Source organism: Klebsiella sp. JB_Kp004, from assembly GCF_040065795.1.
GTDB lineage: Bacteria > Pseudomonadota > Gammaproteobacteria > Enterobacterales > Enterobacteriaceae > Klebsiella > Klebsiella quasipneumoniae.
Map to the genome: position 1 here is coordinate 328,404 of NZ_JBEAKW010000004.1, position 20,017 is coordinate 348,420.

Consider the following 20,017-nt stretch of genomic DNA (forward strand, 5'->3'; position numbering starts at 1 on the left):
CTGTTGAACAGGCGACAAAGCGCCGCGCCGGGCCGGTGGCGGGAAATTGTTCTGTTTCGCACATTTGGTGGCGTTATTGTGCCGTTTGCGCAGGCCCCCGGCGCGGCCGGTTTACAGAAAATACTTATTTATCAAATAACTGCATAAAAAATCACAGCTGGTATGTTCCCTGCACTTCTCTGCTGGCAAACACTCAACAACAGGAGAAGTCACCATGACCATGCGTCAATGCGCTATCTACGGTAAAGGCGGTATCGGTAAATCCACCACCACCCAGAATCTCGTCGCGGCCCTCGCCGAGATGGGTAAGAAAGTGATGATCGTCGGCTGCGATCCGAAGGCGGACTCCACCCGTCTGATCCTCCACGCGAAAGCCCAGAACACCATTATGGAGATGGCGGCGGAAGTGGGCTCGGTCGAGGATCTGGAGCTCGAAGACGTACTGCAAATCGGCTATGGCGATGTACGTTGCGCCGAATCCGGCGGCCCGGAGCCAGGCGTTGGCTGCGCCGGACGCGGGGTGATCACCGCCATCAACTTCCTCGAAGAAGAAGGCGCCTATGAAGAAGATCTGGATTTCGTCTTCTATGACGTCCTCGGCGACGTGGTCTGCGGCGGCTTCGCCATGCCGATCCGCGAAAACAAAGCCCAGGAGATCTACATCGTCTGCTCCGGGGAGATGATGGCGATGTATGCCGCCAACAATATCTCCAAGGGGATCGTGAAGTACGCCAAATCCGGCAAGGTACGCCTCGGCGGCCTGATCTGTAACTCGCGCAAAACCGACCGCGAAGACGAGCTGATCATCGCCCTGGCGGAGAAGCTCGGCACCCAGATGATCCACTTTGTTCCCCGCGACAACATTGTGCAGCGCGCAGAGATCCGCCGAATGACGGTGATCGAGTACGACCCGACCTGTCAGCAGGCCAACGAATATCGTCAGCTGGCGCAGAAGATCGTCAATAACACCAAAAAAGTGGTGCCGACCCCCTGCACCATGGACGAGCTGGAGTCGCTGCTGATGGAGTTCGGCATCATGGAAGAAGAAGACACCAGCATCATTGGTAAAACCGCCGCTGAAGAAAACGCGGCCTGAGCACAGGATCCTCACCATGACCAACGCAACAGGCGAACGTAACCTTGCGCTCATCCAGGAAGTCCTGGAGGTGTTTCCCGAAACCGCGCGCAAAGAGCGCAGAAAGCACATGATGATCAGCGATCCGCAGATGGAGAGCGTCGGCAAGTGCATTATCTCGAACCGTAAATCGCAGCCCGGGGTGATGACCGTGCGCGGCTGCGCCTACGCCGGCTCGAAAGGGGTGGTGTTTGGGCCGATTAAAGACATGGCCCATATCTCGCACGGCCCCATCGGCTGCGGCCAGTACTCGCGCGCCGGACGGCGCAACTACTATACCGGCGTCAGCGGCGTCGACAGCTTCGGCACCCTGAACTTCACCTCAGATTTTCAGGAGCGCGATATTGTCTTCGGCGGCGATAAAAAGCTGAGCAAACTGATTGAAGAGATGGAGCTGCTGTTCCCGCTGACCAAAGGGATCACTATCCAGTCGGAGTGTCCGGTGGGCCTGATCGGCGATGACATCAGCGCCGTGGCCAACGCCAGCAGCAAGGCGCTGGATAAACCGGTGATCCCGGTGCGCTGCGAAGGCTTTCGCGGCGTCTCGCAGTCGCTGGGCCACCATATCGCCAACGACGTGGTGCGCGACTGGGTGCTGAACAACCGCGAAGGGCAGCCGTTTGCCAGCACCCCGTATGATGTCGCCATCATTGGCGATTACAACATCGGCGGCGACGCCTGGGCCTCGCGCATTCTGCTGGAAGAGATGGGGCTGCGCGTAGTGGCGCAGTGGTCCGGCGACGGCACCCTGGTGGAGATGGAGAACACCCCGTTCGTTAAGCTAAACCTCGTCCACTGCTACCGCTCGATGAACTATATCGCCCGCCATATGGAGGAGAAACATCAGATCCCGTGGATGGAATATAACTTCTTCGGCCCGACCAAAATCGCCGAATCGCTGCGCAAGATCGCCGATCAATTTGATGACACCATTCGCGCCAATGCGGAAGCGGTGATCGCCAAATATGAGGGGCAGATGGCGGCCATCATCGCCAAATATCGCCCGCGGCTGGAGGGGCGCAAAGTGCTGCTGTACATGGGGGGGCTGCGGCCGCGCCACGTCATCGGCGCCTATGAGGATCTCGGGATGGAGATCATCGCCGCCGGCTACGAGTTTGCCCATAACGATGATTACGACCGCACCCTGCCGGACCTGAAAGAGGGCACTCTGCTGTTTGACGATGCCAGCAGCTATGAGCTGGAGGCCTTCGTCAAAGCGCTGAAGCCCGACCTCATCGGCTCCGGGATCAAAGAGAAATATATCTTCCAGAAAATGGGGGTGCCGTTCCGCCAGATGCACTCCTGGGACTATTCCGGCCCCTATCACGGCTATGACGGCTTCGCCATCTTTGCTCGCGATATGGATATGACCCTGAACAATCCGGCGTGGAACGAACTGACTGCCCCGTGGCTGAAGTCTGCGTGATTGCCCCTTCACTGTCCCGTCAGTCCACCGATTTGTGGCGCGGGAGGAGAACACCATGAGCCAAACGATCGATAAAATTCACAGCTGTTATCCGCTGTTTGAACAGGATGAATACCAGACCCTGTTCCAGAACAAAAAGAGCCTTGAAGAGGCGCACGACGCGCAGCGCGTCCAGGAGGTATTTGCCTGGACCACCACCGCCGAGTATGAAGCGCTGAACTTCCAGCGCGAGGCTTTGACCGTCGACCCGGCCAAAGCCTGCCAGCCGCTCGGCGCCGTACTCTGCGCGCTGGGGTTCGCCGGCACCCTGCCCTACGTCCACGGCTCTCAGGGCTGCGTCGCCTATTTCCGCACCTACTTTAACCGCCATTTTAAGGAGCCGGTGGCTTGCGTCTCCGACTCGATGACCGAGGACGCGGCGGTGTTCGGCGGCAACAACAACATGAATCTGGGCCTGCAGAATGCCAGCGCGTTGTATAAACCCGAGATTATCGCCGTCTCCACCACCTGCATGGCCGAGGTGATCGGCGACGATCTGCAGGCGTTTATCGCCAACGCCAAAAAAGAGGGATTTGTTGACGACAGTATCGCCATTCCTTACGCCCATACCCCCAGCTTTATCGGCAGCCATATCACCGGCTGGGACAATATGTTCGAAGGGTTCGCGAAGACCTTTACCGCTGACTACGCCGGGCAGCCGGGCAAACTGCAAAAGCTCAATCTGGTGACCGGATTTGAGACCTATCTCGGCAACTTCCGCGTGCTGAAGCGGATGATGGCGCAGATGGATGTCCCCTGCAGCCTGCTCTCCGACCCTTCAGAGGTGCTCGACACCCCCGCCGACGGCCATTACCGGATGTACGCCGGCGGCACCAGCCAGCAGGAGATCAAAACCGCGCCGGACGCCATTGACACCCTGCTGCTGCAGCCATGGCAGCTGGTGAAAAGCAAAAAGGTGGTTCAGGAGCTGTGGAATCAGCCCGCCACGGAGGTGGCCGTTCCGTTGGGTCTGGCCGCTACCGACGCGCTGCTGATGACCGTCAGTCAGCTGACCGGCAAACCGATCGCCGACGCCCTGACCCTTGAGCGCGGCCGGCTGGTGGACATGATGCTGGACTCCCACACCTGGCTGCACGGCAAAAAATTCGGCCTCTACGGCGATCCGGATTTCGTGATGGGCCTGACGCGCTTCCTGCTGGAGCTGGGCTGCGAGCCGACGGTGATCCTCAGCCATAACGCCAATAAACGCTGGCAAAAGGCGATGAAGAAAATGCTCGACGCCTCGCCCTACGGCCAGGACAGCGAAGTGTTCATCAACTGTGACCTGTGGCACTTCCGGTCGCTGATGTTCACCCGTCAGCCGGACTTTATGATCGGTAACTCCTACGGCAAGTTTATCCAGCGCGATACCCTGGCGAAGGGCAAAGCCTTCGAAGTGCCGCTGATCCGTCTCGGCTTTCCGCTGTTCGACCGCCATCATCTGCACCGCCAGACCACCTGGGGCTATGAAGGCGCGATGAACATCGTCACGACGCTGGTGAACGCCGTGCTGGAAAAACTGGACCACGACACCAGCCAGCTGGGCAAAACCGATTACAGCTTCGACCTCGTTCGTTAACCATCAGGCGCCCCGCCGCAGGCGGGGCCAGGAGGGAGTATGCCCATCGTGATTTTCCGTGAGCGCGGCGAGGCGCTGTATGCCTATATCGCCAAACAGGATCTGGAGGCCCGGGTGCTTCAGGTCGAACATGACGAGACGGACCGCTGGGGAGGCGCGATTGCCCTTGAAGGGGGACGTCGCTACTACGTCAATCCGCAGCCGGGGCGGCCGGTCTTTCCGATAAGCCTGCGCGCCACCCGCAGCACGCTGCTATAAGGAGCTGGAAATGTCCGATAACGATACCCTTTTCTGGCGTCTGCTGGCGCTGTTCCAGACGCTGCCGGAGCTGCAGCCGGTGCAAGTCGTCGACTGGCTGGCGCAGGAGTGCGGCGAAACCTTGACCCCGGAACGGTTAACCACCCTGACGCAGCCTCAGCTGGCCGCCAGCTTTCCTTCGGCGACGGCGGTGATGTCCCCGGCCCGCTGGGCACGGGTCATCGCCTGCCTGCAGGGGGCGCTGCCCGGCCATTTGCGCTTCGCCCGATCACCCCAGCGGACGCCGCAGCTGCGGGTCGCCTTCTGTTCGCAGGATGGCCTGGTCATCAATGGTCATTTTGGCCAGAACCGGCTGTTTTTTATCTATGCCTTCGATGACCAGGGCGGCTGGCTGGCGGATCTGCGCCGCTATGCCTCCCCTTCGGCGACGTCTGACGCCAGCGAGATGCGCGCCAGGCTGCTGGAGGATTGCCATTTGCTGTTTTGCCAGGAGATCGGCGGGCCTGCCGCCGCGAGGTTGATCCGCCATCAGATCCATCCGATGAAAGCGCCGCCGGGCACGACGATCCAGGCCCAGTGCGAGGCGATCAATACGCTGCTGGCCGGCCGTTTGCCGCCGTGGCTGGCGAAGCGCCTCAACCGGGATAACCCTCTGGAGGAACGTGTTTTTTAATCGTTGTGTTGTGCTTGTTGCCCGCCGACCCCGCGGGCCTTTTTTTCTGGCCAGATTATCGCAAACCACTGCCGCACGAAGGCAAAAAAATTCTGTTTAACAGAAGGTTCCGTTCACATTCACTCCTTAGTCATAAATAAACTTCTCAACAGGTGAACGGCATGGGGGGCGTTTCGCTCGCCCCCCATGACCCCCGGCATTGCGCTGAAAATTGCCGCTGCGCGGTACGCTCCACTCCGGCTTCATCTGGCGGGACGGGCGGACTCGACATCCCTGTCTCGACCGCCCTCTGGCCGCCGTCCTGGCGGCCAGCCCTTGATGTGCGCCTGCGTTCTCGCCAATTTTCTTTACGCGCCCCAACCCCCTCGCGGCGAGTCATTCGCCAATATGCGGCAATACGGTCGCGGTAAATCCAGTTATCAGCGCGATAAATCATGCCTCCCCCCTGTCTGATTGTTGCCTTTGTCGCAAAGCCCACAACCCTTTTTCCTTAAAAATCAACCCCCCTCTCCCTGGAGCGCGAATTGCATCACCTCCCCGGTCTCCCACCGTCAACGAGGTCACTATGAAGGGAAAGGAAATTCTGGCGCTGCTGGACGAACCCGCCTGCGAGCACAACCAGAAGCAAAAATCCGGCTGCAGCGCCCCTAAGCCCGGCGCCACCGCCGGCGGCTGCGCCTTCGACGGCGCGCAGATAACGCTCCTGCCCATCGCCGATGTCGCGCACCTGGTGCACGGCCCTATCGGCTGCGCGGGAAGCTCGTGGGATAACCGCGGCAGCGTCAGCGCCGGCCCGGCCCTCAACCGGCTCGGCTTTACCACCGATCTCAACGAACAGGATGTGATTATGGGCCGCGGCGAACGCCGCCTGTTCCATGCCGTGCGTCACATCGTCGACCGCTATCGCCCGGCGGCGGTCTTTATCTACAACACCTGCGTACCGGCGATGGAAGGCGATGACATTGAGGCGGTGTGCCAGGCCGCGCAGACCGCCACCGGCGTCCCGGTCATCGCCATTGACGCCGCCGGCTTCTACGGCAGCAAAAATCTTGGCAACCGGATGGCGGGCGACGTAATGCTCAGGCAGGTGATTGGCCAGCGCGAACCCGCCCCTTGGCCGGACAACACGCCCTTTGCCCCGGCCCAGCGCCACGATATCGGCCTGATTGGCGAATTCAATATCGCCGGCGAGTTCTGGCAGGTCCAGCCGCTGCTCGACGAACTGGGGATCCGCGTCCTCGGCAGCCTCTCCGGCGACGGCCGCTTTGCCGAGATCCAGACCCTGCACCGGGCGCAGGCCAATATGCTGGTGTGCTCGCGAGCGCTGATCAACGTCGCCCGGGGGCTGGAGCTACGCTACGGCACGCCGTGGTTTGAAGGCAGCTTCTACGGGATCCGCGCCACCTCCGACGCCTTGCGCCAGCTGGCGGCGCTGCTGGGGGATGACGACCTGTGCCGCCGCACCGAGGCGCTGATCGCCCGTGAAGAGCAGGCAGCGGAGCAGGCGCTAGCGCCGTGGCGCGAGCAGCTCCGCGGGCGCAAAGTGCTGCTCTACACCGGCGGCGTGAAATCCTGGTCGGTGGTCTCGGCCCTGCAGGATCTCGGCATGACCGTGGTGGCCACCGGCACGCGGAAATCCACCGAGGAGGACAAACAGCGGATCCGGGAGCTGATGGGCGACGAGGCGGTGATGCTTGAGGAGGGCAACGCCCGCACCCTGCTCGACGTGGTGTACCGCTATCAGGCGGATCTGATGATCGCCGGCGGACGCAATATGTACACCGCCTGGAAAGCCCGGCTGCCGTTCCTCGATATCAATCAGGAGCGGGAGCACGCCTACGCTGGCTACCAGGGCATCATCACCCTCGCCCGCCAGCTCTGTCTGACCCTCGCCAGCCCCGTCTGGCCGCAAACGCATGCCCGCGCCCCGTGGCGCTAGGAGAACACCATGGCAGACCTTATCCGTAGCGAAAAACCGCTGGCGGTGAGCCCGATTAAAACCGGGCAACCGCTCGGGGCGATCCTCGCCAGCCTTGGGCTGGCCCAGGCCATCCCGCTGGTCCACGGCGCCCAGGGCTGCAGCGCCTTCGCCAAAGTTTTCTTTATTCAGCATTTTCATGACCCGGTGCCCCTGCAGTCGACGGCCATGGATCCGACCGCCACGATCATGGGCGCCGACGGCAATATATTCACCGCGCTCGACACCCTCTGCCAGCGCCACAGTCCGCAGGCCATTGTGCTGCTCAGCACCGGACTGGCGGAGGCGCAGGGCAGCGATATCGTCCGGGTGGTACGCCAGTTTCGCGAGGCGCATCCCCGCCATAACGGCGTGGCGATCCTCACCGTCAACACCCCGGATTTTTTTGGCTCCATGGAAAACGGCTACAGCGCGGTGATCGAGAGCATCATCGAGCAGTGGGTGGCGCCGACGCCGCGTCCGGGGCAGCGGCCCCGGCGGGTCAACCTGCTGGTCAGCCACCTCTGTTCGCCAGGGGATATCGAATGGCTGAGCCGCTGCGTGGAGGCCTTTGGCCTGCAGCCGGTGGTCCTGCCGGACCTCTCGCTGTCGATGGATGGCCACCTGGGTCAGGGGGATTTTACGCCCCTGACCCAGGGCGGCGCCTCGCTGCGCCAGATTGCGCAGATGGGCCAGAGCCTGGGCAGCTTCGCCATCGGCGTGTCGCTGCAGCGGGCGGCATCGCTCCTGAGCCAGCGCAGCCGCGGAGAGGTGATCGCCCTGCCGCACCTGATGACCCTCGACCACTGCGATACCTTTATTCATCAACTGGCGAAGCTGTCCGGGCGCCGCGTACCGGCCTGGATTGAGCGCCAGCGCGGCCAGCTGCAGGATGCGATGATCGACTGCCATATGTGGCTGCAGGGCCAGCGCATGGCGATGGCCGCGGAGGGCGACCTGCTTGCGGCCTGGTGTGATTTCGCCCGCAGCCAGGGGATACAGCCCGGCCCGCTGGTCGCCCCCACCAGCCACCCCAGCCTGCGCCAGCTGCCGGTCGAGCGGGTGGTGCCGGGGGATCTGGAGGATCTCCAGCAGCTGCTGAGCCAGCAACCCGCCGATCTGCTGGTGGCTAACTCTCACGCCCGCGATCTGGCGGAGCAGTTTGCCCTGCCGCTGATCCGCGTCGGCTTTCCCCTTTTCGATCGGCTCGGCGAATTTCGCCGGGTCCGCCAGGGGTACGCCGGCATGCGCGACACGCTGTTTGAGCTGGCCAATCTGCTGCGCGACCGCCATCACCACACCGCCCTCTACCGATCGCCGCTTCGCCAGGGCGCCGACCCCCAGCAAGCTTCAGGAGACGCTTATGCCGCCCATTAACCGTCAGTTTGAGATGGTCGACGCCGACGAGTGGTCGATGAAAGTCGCCTTCGCCAGCTCCGATTACCGCCATGTCGATCAGCATTTTGGCGCCACGCCGCGGCTGGTGGTCTACGGCGTCAAGGCGGATCGGGTCACCCTGCTGCGGGTGGTGGAGTTCCCGGTCGTCAGCGGCCATCAGACCGAGAAAATTGCCGAGCGCATCCACGCCCTGGAGGATTGCGTCACCCTGTTCTGCGTGGCGATTGGCGAGGCGGTTTTTCGCCAGCTGCTGCAGGTGGGCGTCCGCGCCGAACGGGTTCCCGACCAGACCACCATCCTCGGCTTACTACAGGAGATCCAGCTCTCCTGGTATGAAAAAGCGCAGCGCCGCAGCGCGCGGCAACGCGATCCGCAGCGCTTTAACCGCCTGCTGGAAGAGCAGACGTGGCGGGAGGAGCCCGACCCGCAGCCCTGAGCCTGTCGTTTATGTGACAAAGCCCACAAAACGCCACAACAGTGTCGGCTCTGTCGGGGGCGGTTAACCCGCCAGGTCATTAACAAATAAGGTTTTTATGCGTTGGTACCGCAATTGCTTGGGGAACAGTACCACCGCCAGTCTGCGGTGCACCGCGCCCCGGCGTTTTCGTCATCATCCCTGGAGCTGACAGCATGTGGAACTACTCCGAGAAAGTGAAAGACCATTTTTTTCATCCCCGCAACGCGCGCGTGGTCGACAACGCCAACGCGGTGGGCGATGTGGGTTCATTAAGCTGCGGCGATGCGCTGCGCCTGATGCTGCGGGTTGATCCGCACACCGAGATCATCGAGGAGGCCGGCTTCCAGACCTTCGGCTGCGGCAGCGCCATCGCCTCCTCTTCCGCGCTGACGGAGCTGATTATCGGCCACACCCTGACCGAAGCCGGGCAGATCACCAACCAGCAGATCGCCGACTACCTCGACGGCCTGCCGCCGGAGAAAATGCACTGCTCGGTGATGGGCCAGGAGGCGCTGCGTGCGGCTATCGCCCATTTTCGCGGCGAAAGCCTTGAGGAGGAGCATGAGGAGGGCAAGCTGATCTGTAAATGCTTCGGCGTCGACGAAGGACATATTCGCCGGGCCGTGGTGAACAACGGCCTGACCACCCTCGAGGAGGTGATCAACTACACCAAGGCCGGCGGGGGCTGTACCGCCTGCCATGAAAAAATAGAGCTGGCGCTGGCGGCGATCCTCGCCCAACAGCCGCCCGCCCCCCTGCCGGCGGAGACAGCCCACGATGCGCAGTGGCAAAGCGTGGTCGATACCATCAACGAGCTGCGCCCGCACATTCAGGCCGACGGCGGCGACATGACGCTGGTGAGCGTCACCCCGCGCCAGATCACCGTCAGCCTCTCCGGCAGCTGCAGCGGCTGCATGATGACCGACATGACCCTCGCCTGGCTGCAGCAAAAGCTGATGGAGCGCACCGGAAGCTACATGGACGTGGTGGCGGCCCCGGCCGCGGTTAACTAACCCCAGGGGGACACAATGAAACCTGTTTATCTCGATAACAACGCCACCACCCGTCTCGACCCGATGGTTCTCGACGCGATGATGCCCTTTTTGACCGACTTTTACGGCAATCCCTCGTCGATTCACGATTTTGGTATGCCGGCGCAGGCCGCCCTTGAACGGGCGCACCAGCAGGTGGCCGCTCTGCTCGGGGCCGACTACCCCAGCGAGATCATTTTTACCTCCTGCGCCACCGAGGCCACGACCACCGCCATCGCCTCAGCGGTGGCCCTGATGCCGGAGCGGCGCGAGATCATCACCAGCGCGGTCGAACATCCCGCCACCCTGGCGGTGTGCGAACAGCTGGAGCGCCAGGGGTACCTGATCCACCGTATCGCCGTGGATCGGCAGGGTGCTCTGGATATGGCGCAGTTTCGGGCGGCGCTTAGCCCACGCGTGGCGCTGGTCAGCATCATGTGGGCCAATAACGAAACCGGCGTCATGTTCCCGGTGCCCGAGCTGGCGGAGCTGGCCCATGAGCAGGGCGCGCTGTTTCACTGCGACGCCGTGCAGGTGGTGGGCAAAATCCCGATGGCGCTCAGCCAGACGCGGATCGATATGCTCTCCTGCTCGGCACATAAATTCCACGGTCCCAAAGGGGTGGGCTGCCTCTGGCTGCGGCGGGGAACGCGTTTTCGCCCGCTGCTGCGCGGCGGCCACCAGGCGCATGGCCGGCGGGCCGGTACGGAAAATATCAGCGGCATTGTCGGCATGGGCGCCGCCAGCGAGCTGGCGCAGGTCCACCTCCCGGGCATGGCGCAGATTAGCCAACTGCGCGATCGCCTTGAACATCATCTCCTGAGCGCCATTCCGGCGGTAACGGTGATGGGCGGCAGCCAGCCGCGGGTGCCCGGCACGCTTAATCTGGCCTTTGAGTGCATTGAAGGCGAGGCGATCCTGCTGCTGATGAATCAGGCCGGGATCGCCGCCTCCAGCGGCAGCGCCTGCACCTCCGGCTCGCTGGAGCCGTCGCACGTCATGCGGGCGATGAATATTCCTTACACCGCGGCCCACGGCACCGTTCGCTTCTCCCTCTCGCGCTACACCCGGGAAAAAGAGATCGACTACGTCATCGCCGCCCTGCCTCCTGTTATCGACCGGCTGCGCGCCCTGTCGCCCTACTGGCGAAACGGCCAGCCGCTCCTGCAGGATGGCGCCTTCGCGCCGGTCTTCGGTTAAGACGGAGAGACGAAAATGGGACGCGTACTGATCAATGACACCACCCTGCGCGATGGCGAACAGAGTCCCGGCGTGGCCTTCCAGGCCAGTGAAAAAATCGCCATCGCCGAGGCGCTGTACGCGGCGGGGATCGAGGCGCTGGAGGTCGGCACCCCGGCGATGGGCGAGGAGGAGTGCGCCCGTATCCGGCTGGTGCGCCGTCAGCTCCCGGGCGCCACGCTGATGACCTGGTGCCGGATGCAGGCCGGCGAAATTCGCCTGAGCGCCGAGCTGGGCATGGACTGGGTGGATATCTCCATCCCCGCCTCCGACAAGCTGCGGCAGTACAAACTGCGCGAGAGCTTACCGCTGCTGCTGGAGCGGCTGACGGGTCTGATCCACCTCGCCCATACCCTTGGCCTGAAGGTCTGCATTGGCTGTGAGGACGCCTCGCGGGCCAGCGACGCGACGCTACGGGATATTGCCCGGCAGGCCGGCGAGGCGGGGGCTGCCCGTCTGCGCTATGCCGACACCGTCGGTATCCTCGACCCGTTTACCACCGCGGCGCAGATCGCCGCCCTGCGTAACGTCTGGCCCGGCGAACTCGAGATGCATGCCCATAACGATCTCGGGCTGGCCACCGCCAACACCCTCGCGGCGGTACGCGCCGGGGCCACCAGCGTGAACACCACCGTGCTGGGCCTGGGCGAACGAGCGGGCAACGCGGCGCTGGAAACGGTGGCGCTCGGGCTGGAGCGCTGCCTGGGCGTCGAGACCGGGGTGCGTTTCACCGCCCTGCCGGCGCTGTGCGAACAGGTGGCCCTCGCCACCCGCCGCCCTGTCGATCCCCAGCAGCCGCTGGTGGGCGAGCTGGTTTTTACCCATGAGTCCGGCGTGCACGTCGCGGCGCTGCTGCGCGACAGCGAGAGCTATCAGGCGATCGACCCCGCCCTGCTGGGCCGCGGCTATCGGCTGGTGCTGGGCAAACACTCCGGTCGCCAGGCGGTTAACGGCGTCTTCGACCGGATGGGCTATCACCTGACGTCAGCGCAAATTGACCAGCTGCTGCCGGCGCTCCGCCACTTTGCGGAAACCGGCAAACGCAGCCCGCGGGATGATGAGCTGGCGGCAATCTATCACGCGCTCTGCGGCGCCGAAACGCTGCAGGCCAGGGGGTAAGCATGGAGTGGTTTTATCAGATCCCCGGCGTAGACGACCTGCGCTCCGCCGACGCCTTCTTTCAGTTTTTCGCCGTTCCCTACCAGCCCGAGCGTCTGGCCCATTGCAGCCTGCCGGTGCTGGCCGCCTTTCACCGCAAGCTGCGGGCGGAAGTTCCCCTGCTCAACCAGCTGGAGGAGAACCCGCGCGCGCACTGGCTGCTGGCGCGCCGGCTGCTGGCGGAGAGTTATCAGCAGCAGTTCGAGGAGAACACGCCATGAGACCCACATTTACCTTTAGCGAAGCGGTCCGCGTCGTGCGCCCCATCCGTAACGATGGCACCTATGCGGGCCTGCCGTCCGGCGCCCTGCTGGTGCGCCGGGGCAGCATCGGCTATGTCCGCGACTGGGGGGTATTCTTGCAAGACCAGGTCATCTACCAGGTCCACTTCCCGGAGAGCGACCGGATCGTCGGCTGCCGCGAACAGGAGCTGATTGCCGGCGATCGTCCCTGGCTGGCGGGGAATCTGCAGTATGGCGATAACGTCACCTGCCAGACGGCGCTGACGTTGCAGGGCGAAGTGGTGGTCAACGTCGGTCAGCAGGGGCGTATTGAGGCCACCGATCGGGGCGAGCGCGGGGACGGCTATATCGTCGACTTCGGCGGCCGCTGGTTCCAGGTTCCGGTGACCGCGCTGGCCCTGGCAGAGGAGGAAGAATAATGCAGCCATGGCAACGATTTGGCCGGCGGCGGCTGGCGCAGAGCCGCTGGAACTGCGAACCGGCGGCCATCGCCGCGGCGGAACGGGAGGCCTTCGAGGCGGCCTGGCAGCGTCAGGCCCGCGTGGAGCAGGCGCTGGTCGCCGAGGTCGCGGCGGAGGCGATCCCCGCCGCGCTACGGGAAGGCCTCGCCGCTTCGCTGCGCCTCTGGCTGGATGAGGGCGGATTTACGCCGCCGGAGCGGGCGGCGATCGTCCTGCACCATGCCCGGCTGGAAACCGCCTTCGCCGGGATTGCCAGCCAGGCGCCGCAGCCGGATCCCGCCGCGGTGCAGGCCTGGTATCTGCGGCATCAGGCGCAGTTTATGCGCCCGGAACAGCGGTTGACCCGCCATCTGCTGCTCACCGTCGATGGCGATGAGCAGGCGGTTTACTCGCGCATCCAGGCGCTTCATGGGCAAATCGCGGCCTCCCGCGAGGCGTTTGCGCCGCTGGCCCAGCGACACTCCCACTGCCCGAGCGCGCTGGACGGCGGGCGACTGGGGTGGATCGGGCGGGGGTTGCTCTATCCGCAGCTGGAGGAGGCCCTGTTTGCGCTGACGGAAAATGCGCTGAGCGCGCCGGTGGCCAGCGAGCTGGGCTGGCACCTGGTATGGTGCGAAGCCATCCGCCCCGCCGCGCCGATGACGCCTGAACAGGCGCTGAAAAGCGCCCGCGATTACCTTATTCAACAGAGCCAGCGCCGCCACCAGCGCCAGTGGCTGGCTGAGATGCTAGCGCGCCAGCCGGGGCTGTGCGGGTAGCCGACAGGCCACCCGCCAGCGTCTACAGCAGGTGCGGTTTGATCTCCTCAAGCCAGGTCGCCAGACGCGTTTCGGTCTCGTCGAACTGGTTATCCTGGTCCAGCACCAGCCCGACAAACCGCTCCCCCTCCAGCGCCGATGAGGCGCTGAACTCATACCCCTCGTTCGGCCAGCTGCCAATCATCGTCGCCCCGCGGGCGCGCAGGGCGTCGTACAGCGGCCGCAGCCCGCTGGCGAAGTTATCGGGATAGCCGCGCTGATCGCCGAGGCCAAACAGCGCCACCGTTTTTCCCTGCAGGCTGACGTCGCCGAGGTTGCGGATAAACTCGGCCCACGACTCGCTCTCGCCCCCTGCCTCAAGGCCCGGCAGCTGGCCGTCGCCCAGCGTCGGCGTGCCCAGCAGCAGGGCCGGGTAGGCCAGCAGGTCCGCCAGCGTGGCGCGGTTAATATTGACCGGGGCGGCGGCGGCCTCCCCCAGCTGCTTGTGGATCAGTTTCGCGATCTTGCGGGTTTTACCGGTATCGGTGCCAAAGAAAATGCCAATGTTCGCCATAGTACGCTCCTGTCGGAATGGTGTCGGAAATAGGGATTACCGCAGGGGTATTGCGAAGGCTGTGCCAGGTTGCCCTGCACCGTGACGGCCCATCCCTGCCCCATCAGGATCGCTTCCCGCCGCAGCAGCGCCCGCGAAAGGCGGCCCCGGCGGGCCGAAAGGTAAAAATCAGCGGATTTTCCCCCTGTCGGATCAATGTTTCGTTCGGTCGTTTCGATAAGGGCGCACCGTTTGCATGGTTATCCGGGTTCGGCTCAGCCCGCCGCGATCCGCGCAGGGTGTCGGACAATTTGTCATAACTGCGACACAGGAGTTTGCGATGACCCTGAATATGATGCTCGATAACGCCGCGCCGGAAGCCATCGCCGGCGCGCTGACTCAACAACATCCGGGGCTGTTTTTTACCATGGTGGAACAGGCCTCAGTGGCGATTTCCCTCACCGACGCCAGCGCCAGGATCATCTACGCCAACCCGGCGTTTTGCCGCCAGACCGGCTATTCGCTGGCGCAATTGTTAAATCAGAACCCGCGCCTGCTGGCCAGCAGCCAGACGCCGCGCGAGATCTATCAGGAGATGTGGCATACCCTGCTCCAGCGTCAGCCGTGGCGCGGCCAGCTGATTAACCAGCGGCGGGACGGCGGCCTGTACCTGGTGGAGATTGACATCACTCCGGTGCTCAGTCCGCAAGGGGAACTGGAGCATTATCTGGCGATGCAGCGGGATATCAGCGTCAGCTATACCCTGGAGCAGCGGCTGCGCAACCATATGACTCTGATGGAGGCGGTGCTGAATAATATTCCCGCCGCCGTGGTGGTAGTGGACGAGCAGGATCGGGTGGTGATGGACAACCTTGCCTATAAAACCTTCTGCGCCGACTGCGGCGGCCGGGAGCTGCTCACCGAGCTGCAGGTCTCCCCAGGCCGGATGACGCCCGGCGTGGAGCAGATCCTGCCGGTGGCGATCCGCGGGGCCGCGCGCTGGCTGTCGGTGACCTGCTGGCCGCTGCCCGGCGTCAGCGAAGAGGCCAGCCGCTACTTTATCGACAGCACCCTGGCGCGAACCCTGGTGGTGATCGCCGACTGTACCCAGCAGCGCCAGCAGCAGGAGCAGGGCCGCCTCGACCGGCTGAAGCAGCAAATGACCGCCGGCAAGCTGCTGGCGGCGATCCGCGAGTCGCTGGACGCCGCGCTGATCCAGCTGAACTGCCCGATTAACATGCTGGCGGCGGCCCGTCGGCTGAACGGCGAGAGCAGCGGCAACGTGGCGCTGGAGGCCGCCTGGCGCGAAGGGGAAGAGGCGATGGCCCGGCTCCAGCGCTGTCGCCCGTCGCTGGATCTCGAAAACCCCGCCGTCTGGCCGCTGCAGCCCTTTTTCGACGACCTGTGCGCCCTCTACCGCACCCGCTTCGATGCCGAGGGGCTGCAGCTGGACATGGCCTCGCCGCATCTGATCGGCTTTGGCCAGCGCACTCAGCTGCTGGCGTGCTTAAGCCTGTGGTTCGACCGCACCCTGGCCCTCGCCGCCGAGCTGCCTTCCGTCCCGCTGGCGATGCAGCTCTATGCCGAGGAAAACGACGGCTGGCTGGCGCTGTACCTGACCGACAACGTGCCGCTGCTGCAGGTGCGCTACGCCCACTCCCCCGACGCGCTGAATTCGCCGGGCAAAGGCATGGAGCTGCGGCTGATCCAGACCCTGGTGGCGCACCATCGCGGGGCCATCGAGCTGACTTCCCGGCCGCAGGGCGGCACCTGCCTGACCCTGCGTTTCCCGCTGTTTAACACCCTGACCGGAGGTGAAGCATGATCCCCGAATCCGACCCGGACACCACCGTCAGACGCTTCGACCTCTCTCAGCAGTTCACCGCCATGCAGCGGATAAGCGTGGTGCTGAGCCGCGCCACCGAGGCCAGCAAAACGCTGCAGGAGGTGCTCAGCGTATTGCACAACGATGCCTTTATGCAGCACGGGATGATCTGTCTGTACGACAGCGAGCAGGAGATCCTCAGTATCGAAGCGCTGCAGCAAACCGAGCAGCAGACTCTCCCCGGCAGCGCGCAGATCCGCTATCGTCCCGGCGAGGGGCTGGTGGGGACGGTGCTGGCCCAGGGGCAATCGCTGGTGCTGCCCCGGGTCGCCGACGATCAGCGTTTTCTCGACCGCCTGAGCCTCTACGATTACGATCTGCCGTTTATCGCCGTGCCGCTAATGGGGCCCAACGCCCGGCCCATGGGAGTGCTGGCGGCCCAGCCGATGGCGCGCCAGGAAGAGCGGCTGCCGGCCTGCACCCGCTTTCTCGAAACCGTCGCCAACCTCATCGCCCAGACCATCCGGCTGATGATCCTCCCGGCCTCCGCCACCCTGCCGGGCCGCCAGCCGCCGAAGGTGGAACGGCCGCCGGCCTGCTCGTCGTCGCGCGGAGTGGGCCTTGACAATATGGTCGGCAAGAGCCCGGCGATGCGCCAGATCGTGGAGGTGATCCGCCAGGTTTCGCGCTGGGACACCACTGTGCTGGTACGCGGCGAAAGCGGCACCGGGAAAGAGCTGATCGCCAATGCCATCCACCATCATTCCCCGCGGGCTGGCGCCGCCTTCGTCAAATTTAACTGCGCGGCGCTGCCGGACAACCTGCTGGAAAGCGAACTGTTCGGCCATGAAAAAGGCGCCTTTACCGGCGCGGTGCGCCAGCGTAAGGGGCGTTTTGAGCTGGCGGATGGCGGCACCCTGTTCCTCGACGAGATTGGCGAAAGCAGCGCCTCGTTCCAGGCTAAGCTGCTGCGCATCCTGCAGGAGGGAGAGATGGAGCGCGTCGGCGGCGATGAGACCCTGCGGGTGAATGTCCGCATCATCGCCGCCACCAACCGCCACCTGGAGGAGGAGGTCCGGTTGGGCCACTTCCGCGAGGATCTTTACTATCGCCTGAACGTAATGCCCATCGCCCTGCCTCCGCTGCGCGAGCGTCAGGAGGACATCGCCGAGCTGGCGCACTTTCTGGTGCGCAAAATTGGCCAGCATCAGGGGCGCACGCTGCGGATCAGCGAGGGGGCGATCCGTCTGCTGATGGAGTACAGCTGGCCGGGCAATGTTCGCGAACTGGAGAACTGCCTCGAACGATCGGCGGTGATGTCCGAGAGCGGCCTGATCGATCGCGACGTGATCCTCTTCACCCACCAGGAACGTCCGGCCAAAGCCCTGCCCGCCAGCGGGCCGGCGGAAGACAGCTGGCTGGACAACAGCCTGGACGAACGCCAGCGGCTGATCGCCGCGCTGGAAAAAGCCGGCTGGGTGCAGGCCAAGGCGGCGCGGCTGCTGGGGATGACGCCGCGCCAGGTCGCCTACCGGATCCAGATCATGGATATCACCCTGCCGCGTCTGTAAGCCACGGTGTCAGGTTCAGGACATTGTCGCCTGCGCGGCGGGAACGCGACAATATTTTGCCGCAGGGATGCGGAATAACACCTTTCTTTTCAGCATGATAAAAAATCCCTCTCTGGTATGCCCTTTGCAGCAGGAAGGTATCGCCCAACCAAGAAGGTACGACCATGACTTCCTGCTCTTCTTTTTCCGGCGGCAACGCCTGTCAGTCGGCGGACGCCAGCGCGTTAGCGCCGCGGGTGGCCGATAAGGTCGCCGCGCACCCCTGCTATTCCCGCAGCGGGCACCACCGTTTCGCCCGGATGCATCTCCCGGTCGCTCCGGCCTGCAATCTGCAGTGCAACTACTGCAACCGTAAATTCGACTGCAGCAATGAATCCCGCCCCGGGGTGTCTTCGACGCTGCTGACCCCCGAGCAGGCGGTGCTGAAAGTGCGCCAGGTGGCCCAGGCCATCCCGCAGCTGTCGGTGGTCGGCATTGCCGGGCCCGGCGATCCGCTGGCCAATATGACCCGCACCTTCCGCACCCTGGAGCTGGTCCGCGATCGGCTTCCGGACCTGAAGTTATGCCTGTCGACCAACGGGCTGATGCTGCCCGACGCGGTGGATCGCCTGCTGGAGGTCGGTGTGGATCACGTTACGGTGACCATCAATACGCTGGATGCCGGCATCGCCGGACAAATCTACGCCTGGCTGTGGCTCGACGGCGAACGCTACCGCGGGCGGGAAGCCGGGGAGATCCTGATAGCCCGCCAGCTGGAGGGGGTCCGCAGGCTGACCAACGCCGGGGTGCTGGTCAAGATAAACTCGGTGCTGATCCCGGGGATCAACGACAGTGGCATGGCCGAGGTCAGCCGTTGTTTGCGGGAAAGCGGCGCGTTTATTCACAATATTATGCCGCTGATTGCCAGACCGGAGCACGGCACGGTCTTTGGCCTCAACGGCCAGCCAGAGCCGGACGCCGGGATGCTCGCCGCGATCCGCAGCCAGTGCGGGGCCGCGATGCCGCAGATGACGCATTGCCACCAGTGCCGCGCCGACGCCATCGGCATGCTGGGCGAAGACCGCAGCCAGCAGTTTACCCAGCTGCCGGACCCGAACAGCCTCCCCGACTGGCTGCCCATCCTCCATCAGCGCGCCGAACTTCATGCCAGCCTCGCCACCCGGGGAGAGTCGGAGGCCGATGATGCCTGTCTGGTGGCCGTGGCCTCCAGCCGCGGCGAGGTAATTGATTGTCATTTTGGCCATGCCGACCGCTTCTCGATCTACAGCCTGTCTGCCGCCGGCATGGTGCTGGTGGGTGAGCGCTTTACGCCGAAATATTGCCGCGGCGTGGAGGAGTGCGAGCCGCAGGAGAACGAAGCCAGACTGGCGGCGCTTCTCGCGCTGCTCGCCGACGTGAAAGCGGTGTTCTGCGTGCGTATCGGCCATACGCCATGGCAACAGCTCGAGCGACAGGGCATTGAGCCGCAGGTGGACGGCGCGTGGCGGTCGGTCGCCGAGGTGCTGCCCGCCTGGTGGCACCAGCGGCGACAGAGCCTGGCGGCATCGCGCCTGCGTCAGGGGGTCGCCTGATGGCGCCGGTCGACTGGTTGACCCACCTGTGGCGACGATATCACGCCGGAAAAGGCTGCTTTCCGCTGCGCATGGGGCTAAGCGTCGAGGCGTGGCTGGCCCTGCAGCAGCGGCTGGGCGAGGTGGCGACGCCGCTGGACAGCGAGGCGCTGAGCCGCCGCCGGCTGATGACGGAGCTGAATGCCACCCGCGACGAAGAGCGCCGCCAGCTGGCGCGATGGCTGGCGGAGTGGATCGCGCCGGGAGCCGAACCGATGGCGCCGATCGTCGCCGGGGCGGCGCTGGCGTTTAATCATCTATGGGAGGATCTGGGTCTGGATTCGCGCGCGGAACTGGGCCGGCTGATGAGCGACTGCTTTCCGCAGCTGGTGGCGCAGAATGTCCACCATATGCGCTGGAAGAAGTTCTTTTATCGCCAGCGCTGCCTGCAGTCGCAGGGGGAGATCGTCTGCCGCTCGCCGAGCTGCGACGAATGCCTGGAGCGTAGCCTCTGCTTCGAACCGCCGCCGCACTAAACACCCCGCAGGTGCCCCTGCGGCTGCCCCAAAAATGCCCCTGTTTAACCGCTTTACGCGGATTTCTGCCGGGTGGCGCTTCGCTTACCCGGCCTACAACGCCATTTACCTATCAGAAGGCTGCTCAACACCCCAGACCCGGCAAGCGCCGCGCCGCCGGGCAAGGACAGCGGGCGCAGTGCCGCTTGTGTG

At 64.1% G+C, this 20,017-nt stretch carries 19 protein-coding genes; 18 read left to right on the forward strand and 1 reads right to left on the reverse strand.

What is annotated here, in order from left to right:
• The first annotated feature begins 214 nt into the window (after window positions 1-214).
• The 14 genes from nifH (at window position 215) to nifM (ending at window position 13,811) form a co-directional block, all read left to right on the forward strand.
• Complete coding sequence (gene nifH, locus ABLX76_RS05920; RefSeq protein WP_004203553.1) at window positions 215-1,096, forward strand: nitrogenase iron protein; 882 nt, start codon at window positions 215-217, stop codon at window positions 1,094-1,096.
• Between the two features lie 16 nt (window positions 1,097-1,112).
• The gene (gene nifD, locus ABLX76_RS05925) at window positions 1,113-2,561 is read left to right on the forward strand and encodes a nitrogenase molybdenum-iron protein alpha chain (protein WP_032456353.1); all 1,449 of its coding nucleotides are present in this window, start codon (window positions 1,113-1,115) and stop codon (window positions 2,559-2,561) included.
• 55 nt (window positions 2,562-2,616) lie between these two features.
• Entirely contained in the window at window positions 2,617-4,179 is a 1,563-nt protein-coding gene (gene nifK / locus ABLX76_RS05930) for a nitrogenase molybdenum-iron protein subunit beta (protein WP_196536952.1), read from the forward strand.
• Between the two features lie 39 nt (window positions 4,180-4,218).
• Complete coding sequence (nifT, locus tag ABLX76_RS05935) at window positions 4,219-4,437, forward strand: putative nitrogen fixation protein NifT (protein WP_004203557.1); 219 nt, start codon at window positions 4,219-4,221, stop codon at window positions 4,435-4,437.
• 10 nt (window positions 4,438-4,447) lie between these two features.
• A complete protein-coding gene (locus ABLX76_RS05940; protein WP_348874194.1) occupies window positions 4,448-5,110 on the forward strand; it encodes a NifB/NifX family molybdenum-iron cluster-binding protein in 663 nt (220 codons plus the stop codon).
• 565 nt (window positions 5,111-5,675) lie between these two features.
• On the forward strand, window positions 5,676-7,049 hold the full coding sequence (gene nifE / locus ABLX76_RS05945; RefSeq protein ID WP_087848923.1) for a nitrogenase iron-molybdenum cofactor biosynthesis protein NifE: 1,374 nt from the start codon (window positions 5,676-5,678) through the stop codon (window positions 7,047-7,049).
• A 9-nt stretch (window positions 7,050-7,058) separates the two neighbouring features.
• The gene (gene nifN, locus ABLX76_RS05950; RefSeq protein ID WP_241516532.1) at window positions 7,059-8,444 is read left to right on the forward strand and encodes a nitrogenase iron-molybdenum cofactor biosynthesis protein NifN; all 1,386 of its coding nucleotides are present in this window, start codon (window positions 7,059-7,061) and stop codon (window positions 8,442-8,444) included.
• On the forward strand, window positions 8,431-8,901 hold the full coding sequence (locus tag ABLX76_RS05955) for a NifB/NifX family molybdenum-iron cluster-binding protein (RefSeq protein ID WP_048297853.1): 471 nt from the start codon (window positions 8,431-8,433) through the stop codon (window positions 8,899-8,901). The genes nifN and ABLX76_RS05955 overlap by 14 nt, the downstream gene beginning before the upstream one ends.
• Before the next feature lie 194 nt (window positions 8,902-9,095).
• Window positions 9,096-9,935 (forward strand): Fe-S cluster assembly protein NifU, encoded by an 840-nt coding sequence (gene nifU, locus ABLX76_RS05960; protein ID WP_130941712.1) that lies wholly within the window; start codon window positions 9,096-9,098, stop codon window positions 9,933-9,935.
• Window positions 9,936-9,950: 15 nt separating this feature from the next.
• Window positions 9,951-11,153, forward strand: coding sequence for a cysteine desulfurase NifS (gene nifS, locus ABLX76_RS05965; protein WP_130941713.1), 1,203 nt, complete (start codon window positions 9,951-9,953; stop codon window positions 11,151-11,153).
• Window positions 11,154-11,168: 15 nt separating this feature from the next.
• Window positions 11,169-12,311, forward strand: a complete 1,143-nt coding sequence (gene nifV / locus ABLX76_RS05970; RefSeq protein ID WP_023290345.1) for a homocitrate synthase — start codon at window positions 11,169-11,171, stop codon at window positions 12,309-12,311.
• A gap of 2 nt (window positions 12,312-12,313) precedes the next feature.
• Window positions 12,314-12,571 (forward strand): nitrogenase-stabilizing/protective protein NifW, encoded by a 258-nt coding sequence (locus tag ABLX76_RS05975; protein WP_023290346.1) that lies wholly within the window; start codon window positions 12,314-12,316, stop codon window positions 12,569-12,571.
• On the forward strand, window positions 12,568-13,011 hold the full coding sequence (locus ABLX76_RS05980) for a nitrogen fixation protein NifZ (protein ID WP_348874198.1): 444 nt from the start codon (window positions 12,568-12,570) through the stop codon (window positions 13,009-13,011). Before ABLX76_RS05975 ends, ABLX76_RS05980 begins: the two co-directional genes overlap by 4 nt.
• The gene (gene nifM, locus ABLX76_RS05985; RefSeq protein WP_348874200.1) at window positions 13,011-13,811 is read left to right on the forward strand and encodes a nitrogen fixation protein NifM; all 801 of its coding nucleotides are present in this window, start codon (window positions 13,011-13,013) and stop codon (window positions 13,809-13,811) included. The genes ABLX76_RS05980 and nifM overlap by 1 nt, the downstream gene beginning before the upstream one ends.
• A gap of 22 nt (window positions 13,812-13,833) precedes the next feature.
• On the opposite strand, the gene ABLX76_RS05990 is transcribed toward nifM, so the two are convergent.
• Window positions 13,834-14,364, reverse strand: coding sequence for a flavodoxin (locus tag ABLX76_RS05990; RefSeq protein ID WP_023290349.1), 531 nt, complete (start codon window positions 14,362-14,364; stop codon window positions 13,834-13,836).
• Between the two features lie 319 nt (window positions 14,365-14,683).
• Between ABLX76_RS05990 and nifL the strand changes: the two genes are divergently transcribed.
• The 4 genes from nifL to ABLX76_RS06010 all read left to right on the forward strand — a co-directional run bounded on the left by nifL (window position 14,684) and on the right by ABLX76_RS06010 (window position 19,825).
• Window positions 14,684-16,168 (forward strand): nitrogen fixation negative regulator NifL, encoded by a 1,485-nt coding sequence (gene nifL / locus ABLX76_RS05995; RefSeq protein WP_348874202.1) that lies wholly within the window; start codon window positions 14,684-14,686, stop codon window positions 16,166-16,168.
• Complete coding sequence (nifA, locus tag ABLX76_RS06000) at window positions 16,165-17,739, forward strand: nif-specific transcriptional activator NifA (protein WP_004203574.1); 1,575 nt, start codon at window positions 16,165-16,167, stop codon at window positions 17,737-17,739. The genes nifL and nifA overlap by 4 nt, the downstream gene beginning before the upstream one ends.
• Window positions 17,740-17,903: 164 nt before the next feature.
• Complete coding sequence (nifB, locus tag ABLX76_RS06005; protein WP_348874204.1) at window positions 17,904-19,310, forward strand: nitrogenase cofactor biosynthesis protein NifB; 1,407 nt, start codon at window positions 17,904-17,906, stop codon at window positions 19,308-19,310.
• Entirely contained in the window at window positions 19,310-19,825 is a 516-nt protein-coding gene (locus ABLX76_RS06010) for a nitrogen fixation protein NifQ (protein ID WP_261902232.1), read from the forward strand. Before nifB ends, ABLX76_RS06010 begins: the two co-directional genes overlap by 1 nt.
• Window positions 19,826-20,017: the final 192 nt, after the last annotated feature.

Coding starts and splice junctions, on each gene's coding strand:
- nifH (WP_004203553.1), top strand. CDS start 215: ATGACCATGCGTCAATGCGCTATCTACGGTAAAGGCGGTATCGGTAAA.
- nifD (WP_032456353.1), top strand. CDS start 1,113: ATGACCAACGCAACAGGCGAACGTAACCTTGCGCTCATCCAGGAAGTC.
- nifK (WP_196536952.1), top strand. CDS start 2,617: ATGAGCCAAACGATCGATAAAATTCACAGCTGTTATCCGCTGTTTGAA.
- nifT (WP_004203557.1), top strand. CDS start 4,219: ATGCCCATCGTGATTTTCCGTGAGCGCGGCGAGGCGCTGTATGCCTAT.
- ABLX76_RS05940 (WP_348874194.1), top strand. CDS start 4,448: ATGTCCGATAACGATACCCTTTTCTGGCGTCTGCTGGCGCTGTTCCAG.
- nifE (WP_087848923.1), top strand. CDS start 5,676: ATGAAGGGAAAGGAAATTCTGGCGCTGCTGGACGAACCCGCCTGCGAG.
- nifN (WP_241516532.1), top strand. CDS start 7,059: ATGGCAGACCTTATCCGTAGCGAAAAACCGCTGGCGGTGAGCCCGATT.
- ABLX76_RS05955 (WP_048297853.1), top strand. CDS start 8,431: ATGCCGCCCATTAACCGTCAGTTTGAGATGGTCGACGCCGACGAGTGG.
- nifU (WP_130941712.1), top strand. CDS start 9,096: ATGTGGAACTACTCCGAGAAAGTGAAAGACCATTTTTTTCATCCCCGC.
- nifS (WP_130941713.1), top strand. CDS start 9,951: ATGAAACCTGTTTATCTCGATAACAACGCCACCACCCGTCTCGACCCG.
- nifV (WP_023290345.1), top strand. CDS start 11,169: ATGGGACGCGTACTGATCAATGACACCACCCTGCGCGATGGCGAACAG.
- ABLX76_RS05975 (WP_023290346.1), top strand. CDS start 12,314: ATGGAGTGGTTTTATCAGATCCCCGGCGTAGACGACCTGCGCTCCGCC.
- ABLX76_RS05980 (WP_348874198.1), top strand. CDS start 12,568: ATGAGACCCACATTTACCTTTAGCGAAGCGGTCCGCGTCGTGCGCCCC.
- nifM (WP_348874200.1), top strand. CDS start 13,011: ATGCAGCCATGGCAACGATTTGGCCGGCGGCGGCTGGCGCAGAGCCGC.
- ABLX76_RS05990 (WP_023290349.1), bottom strand. CDS start 14,364: ATGGCGAACATTGGCATTTTCTTTGGCACCGATACCGGTAAAACCCGC.
- nifL (WP_348874202.1), top strand. CDS start 14,684: ATGACCCTGAATATGATGCTCGATAACGCCGCGCCGGAAGCCATCGCC.
- nifA (WP_004203574.1), top strand. CDS start 16,165: ATGATCCCCGAATCCGACCCGGACACCACCGTCAGACGCTTCGACCTC.
- nifB (WP_348874204.1), top strand. CDS start 17,904: ATGACTTCCTGCTCTTCTTTTTCCGGCGGCAACGCCTGTCAGTCGGCG.
- ABLX76_RS06010 (WP_261902232.1), top strand. CDS start 19,310: ATGGCGCCGGTCGACTGGTTGACCCACCTGTGGCGACGATATCACGCC.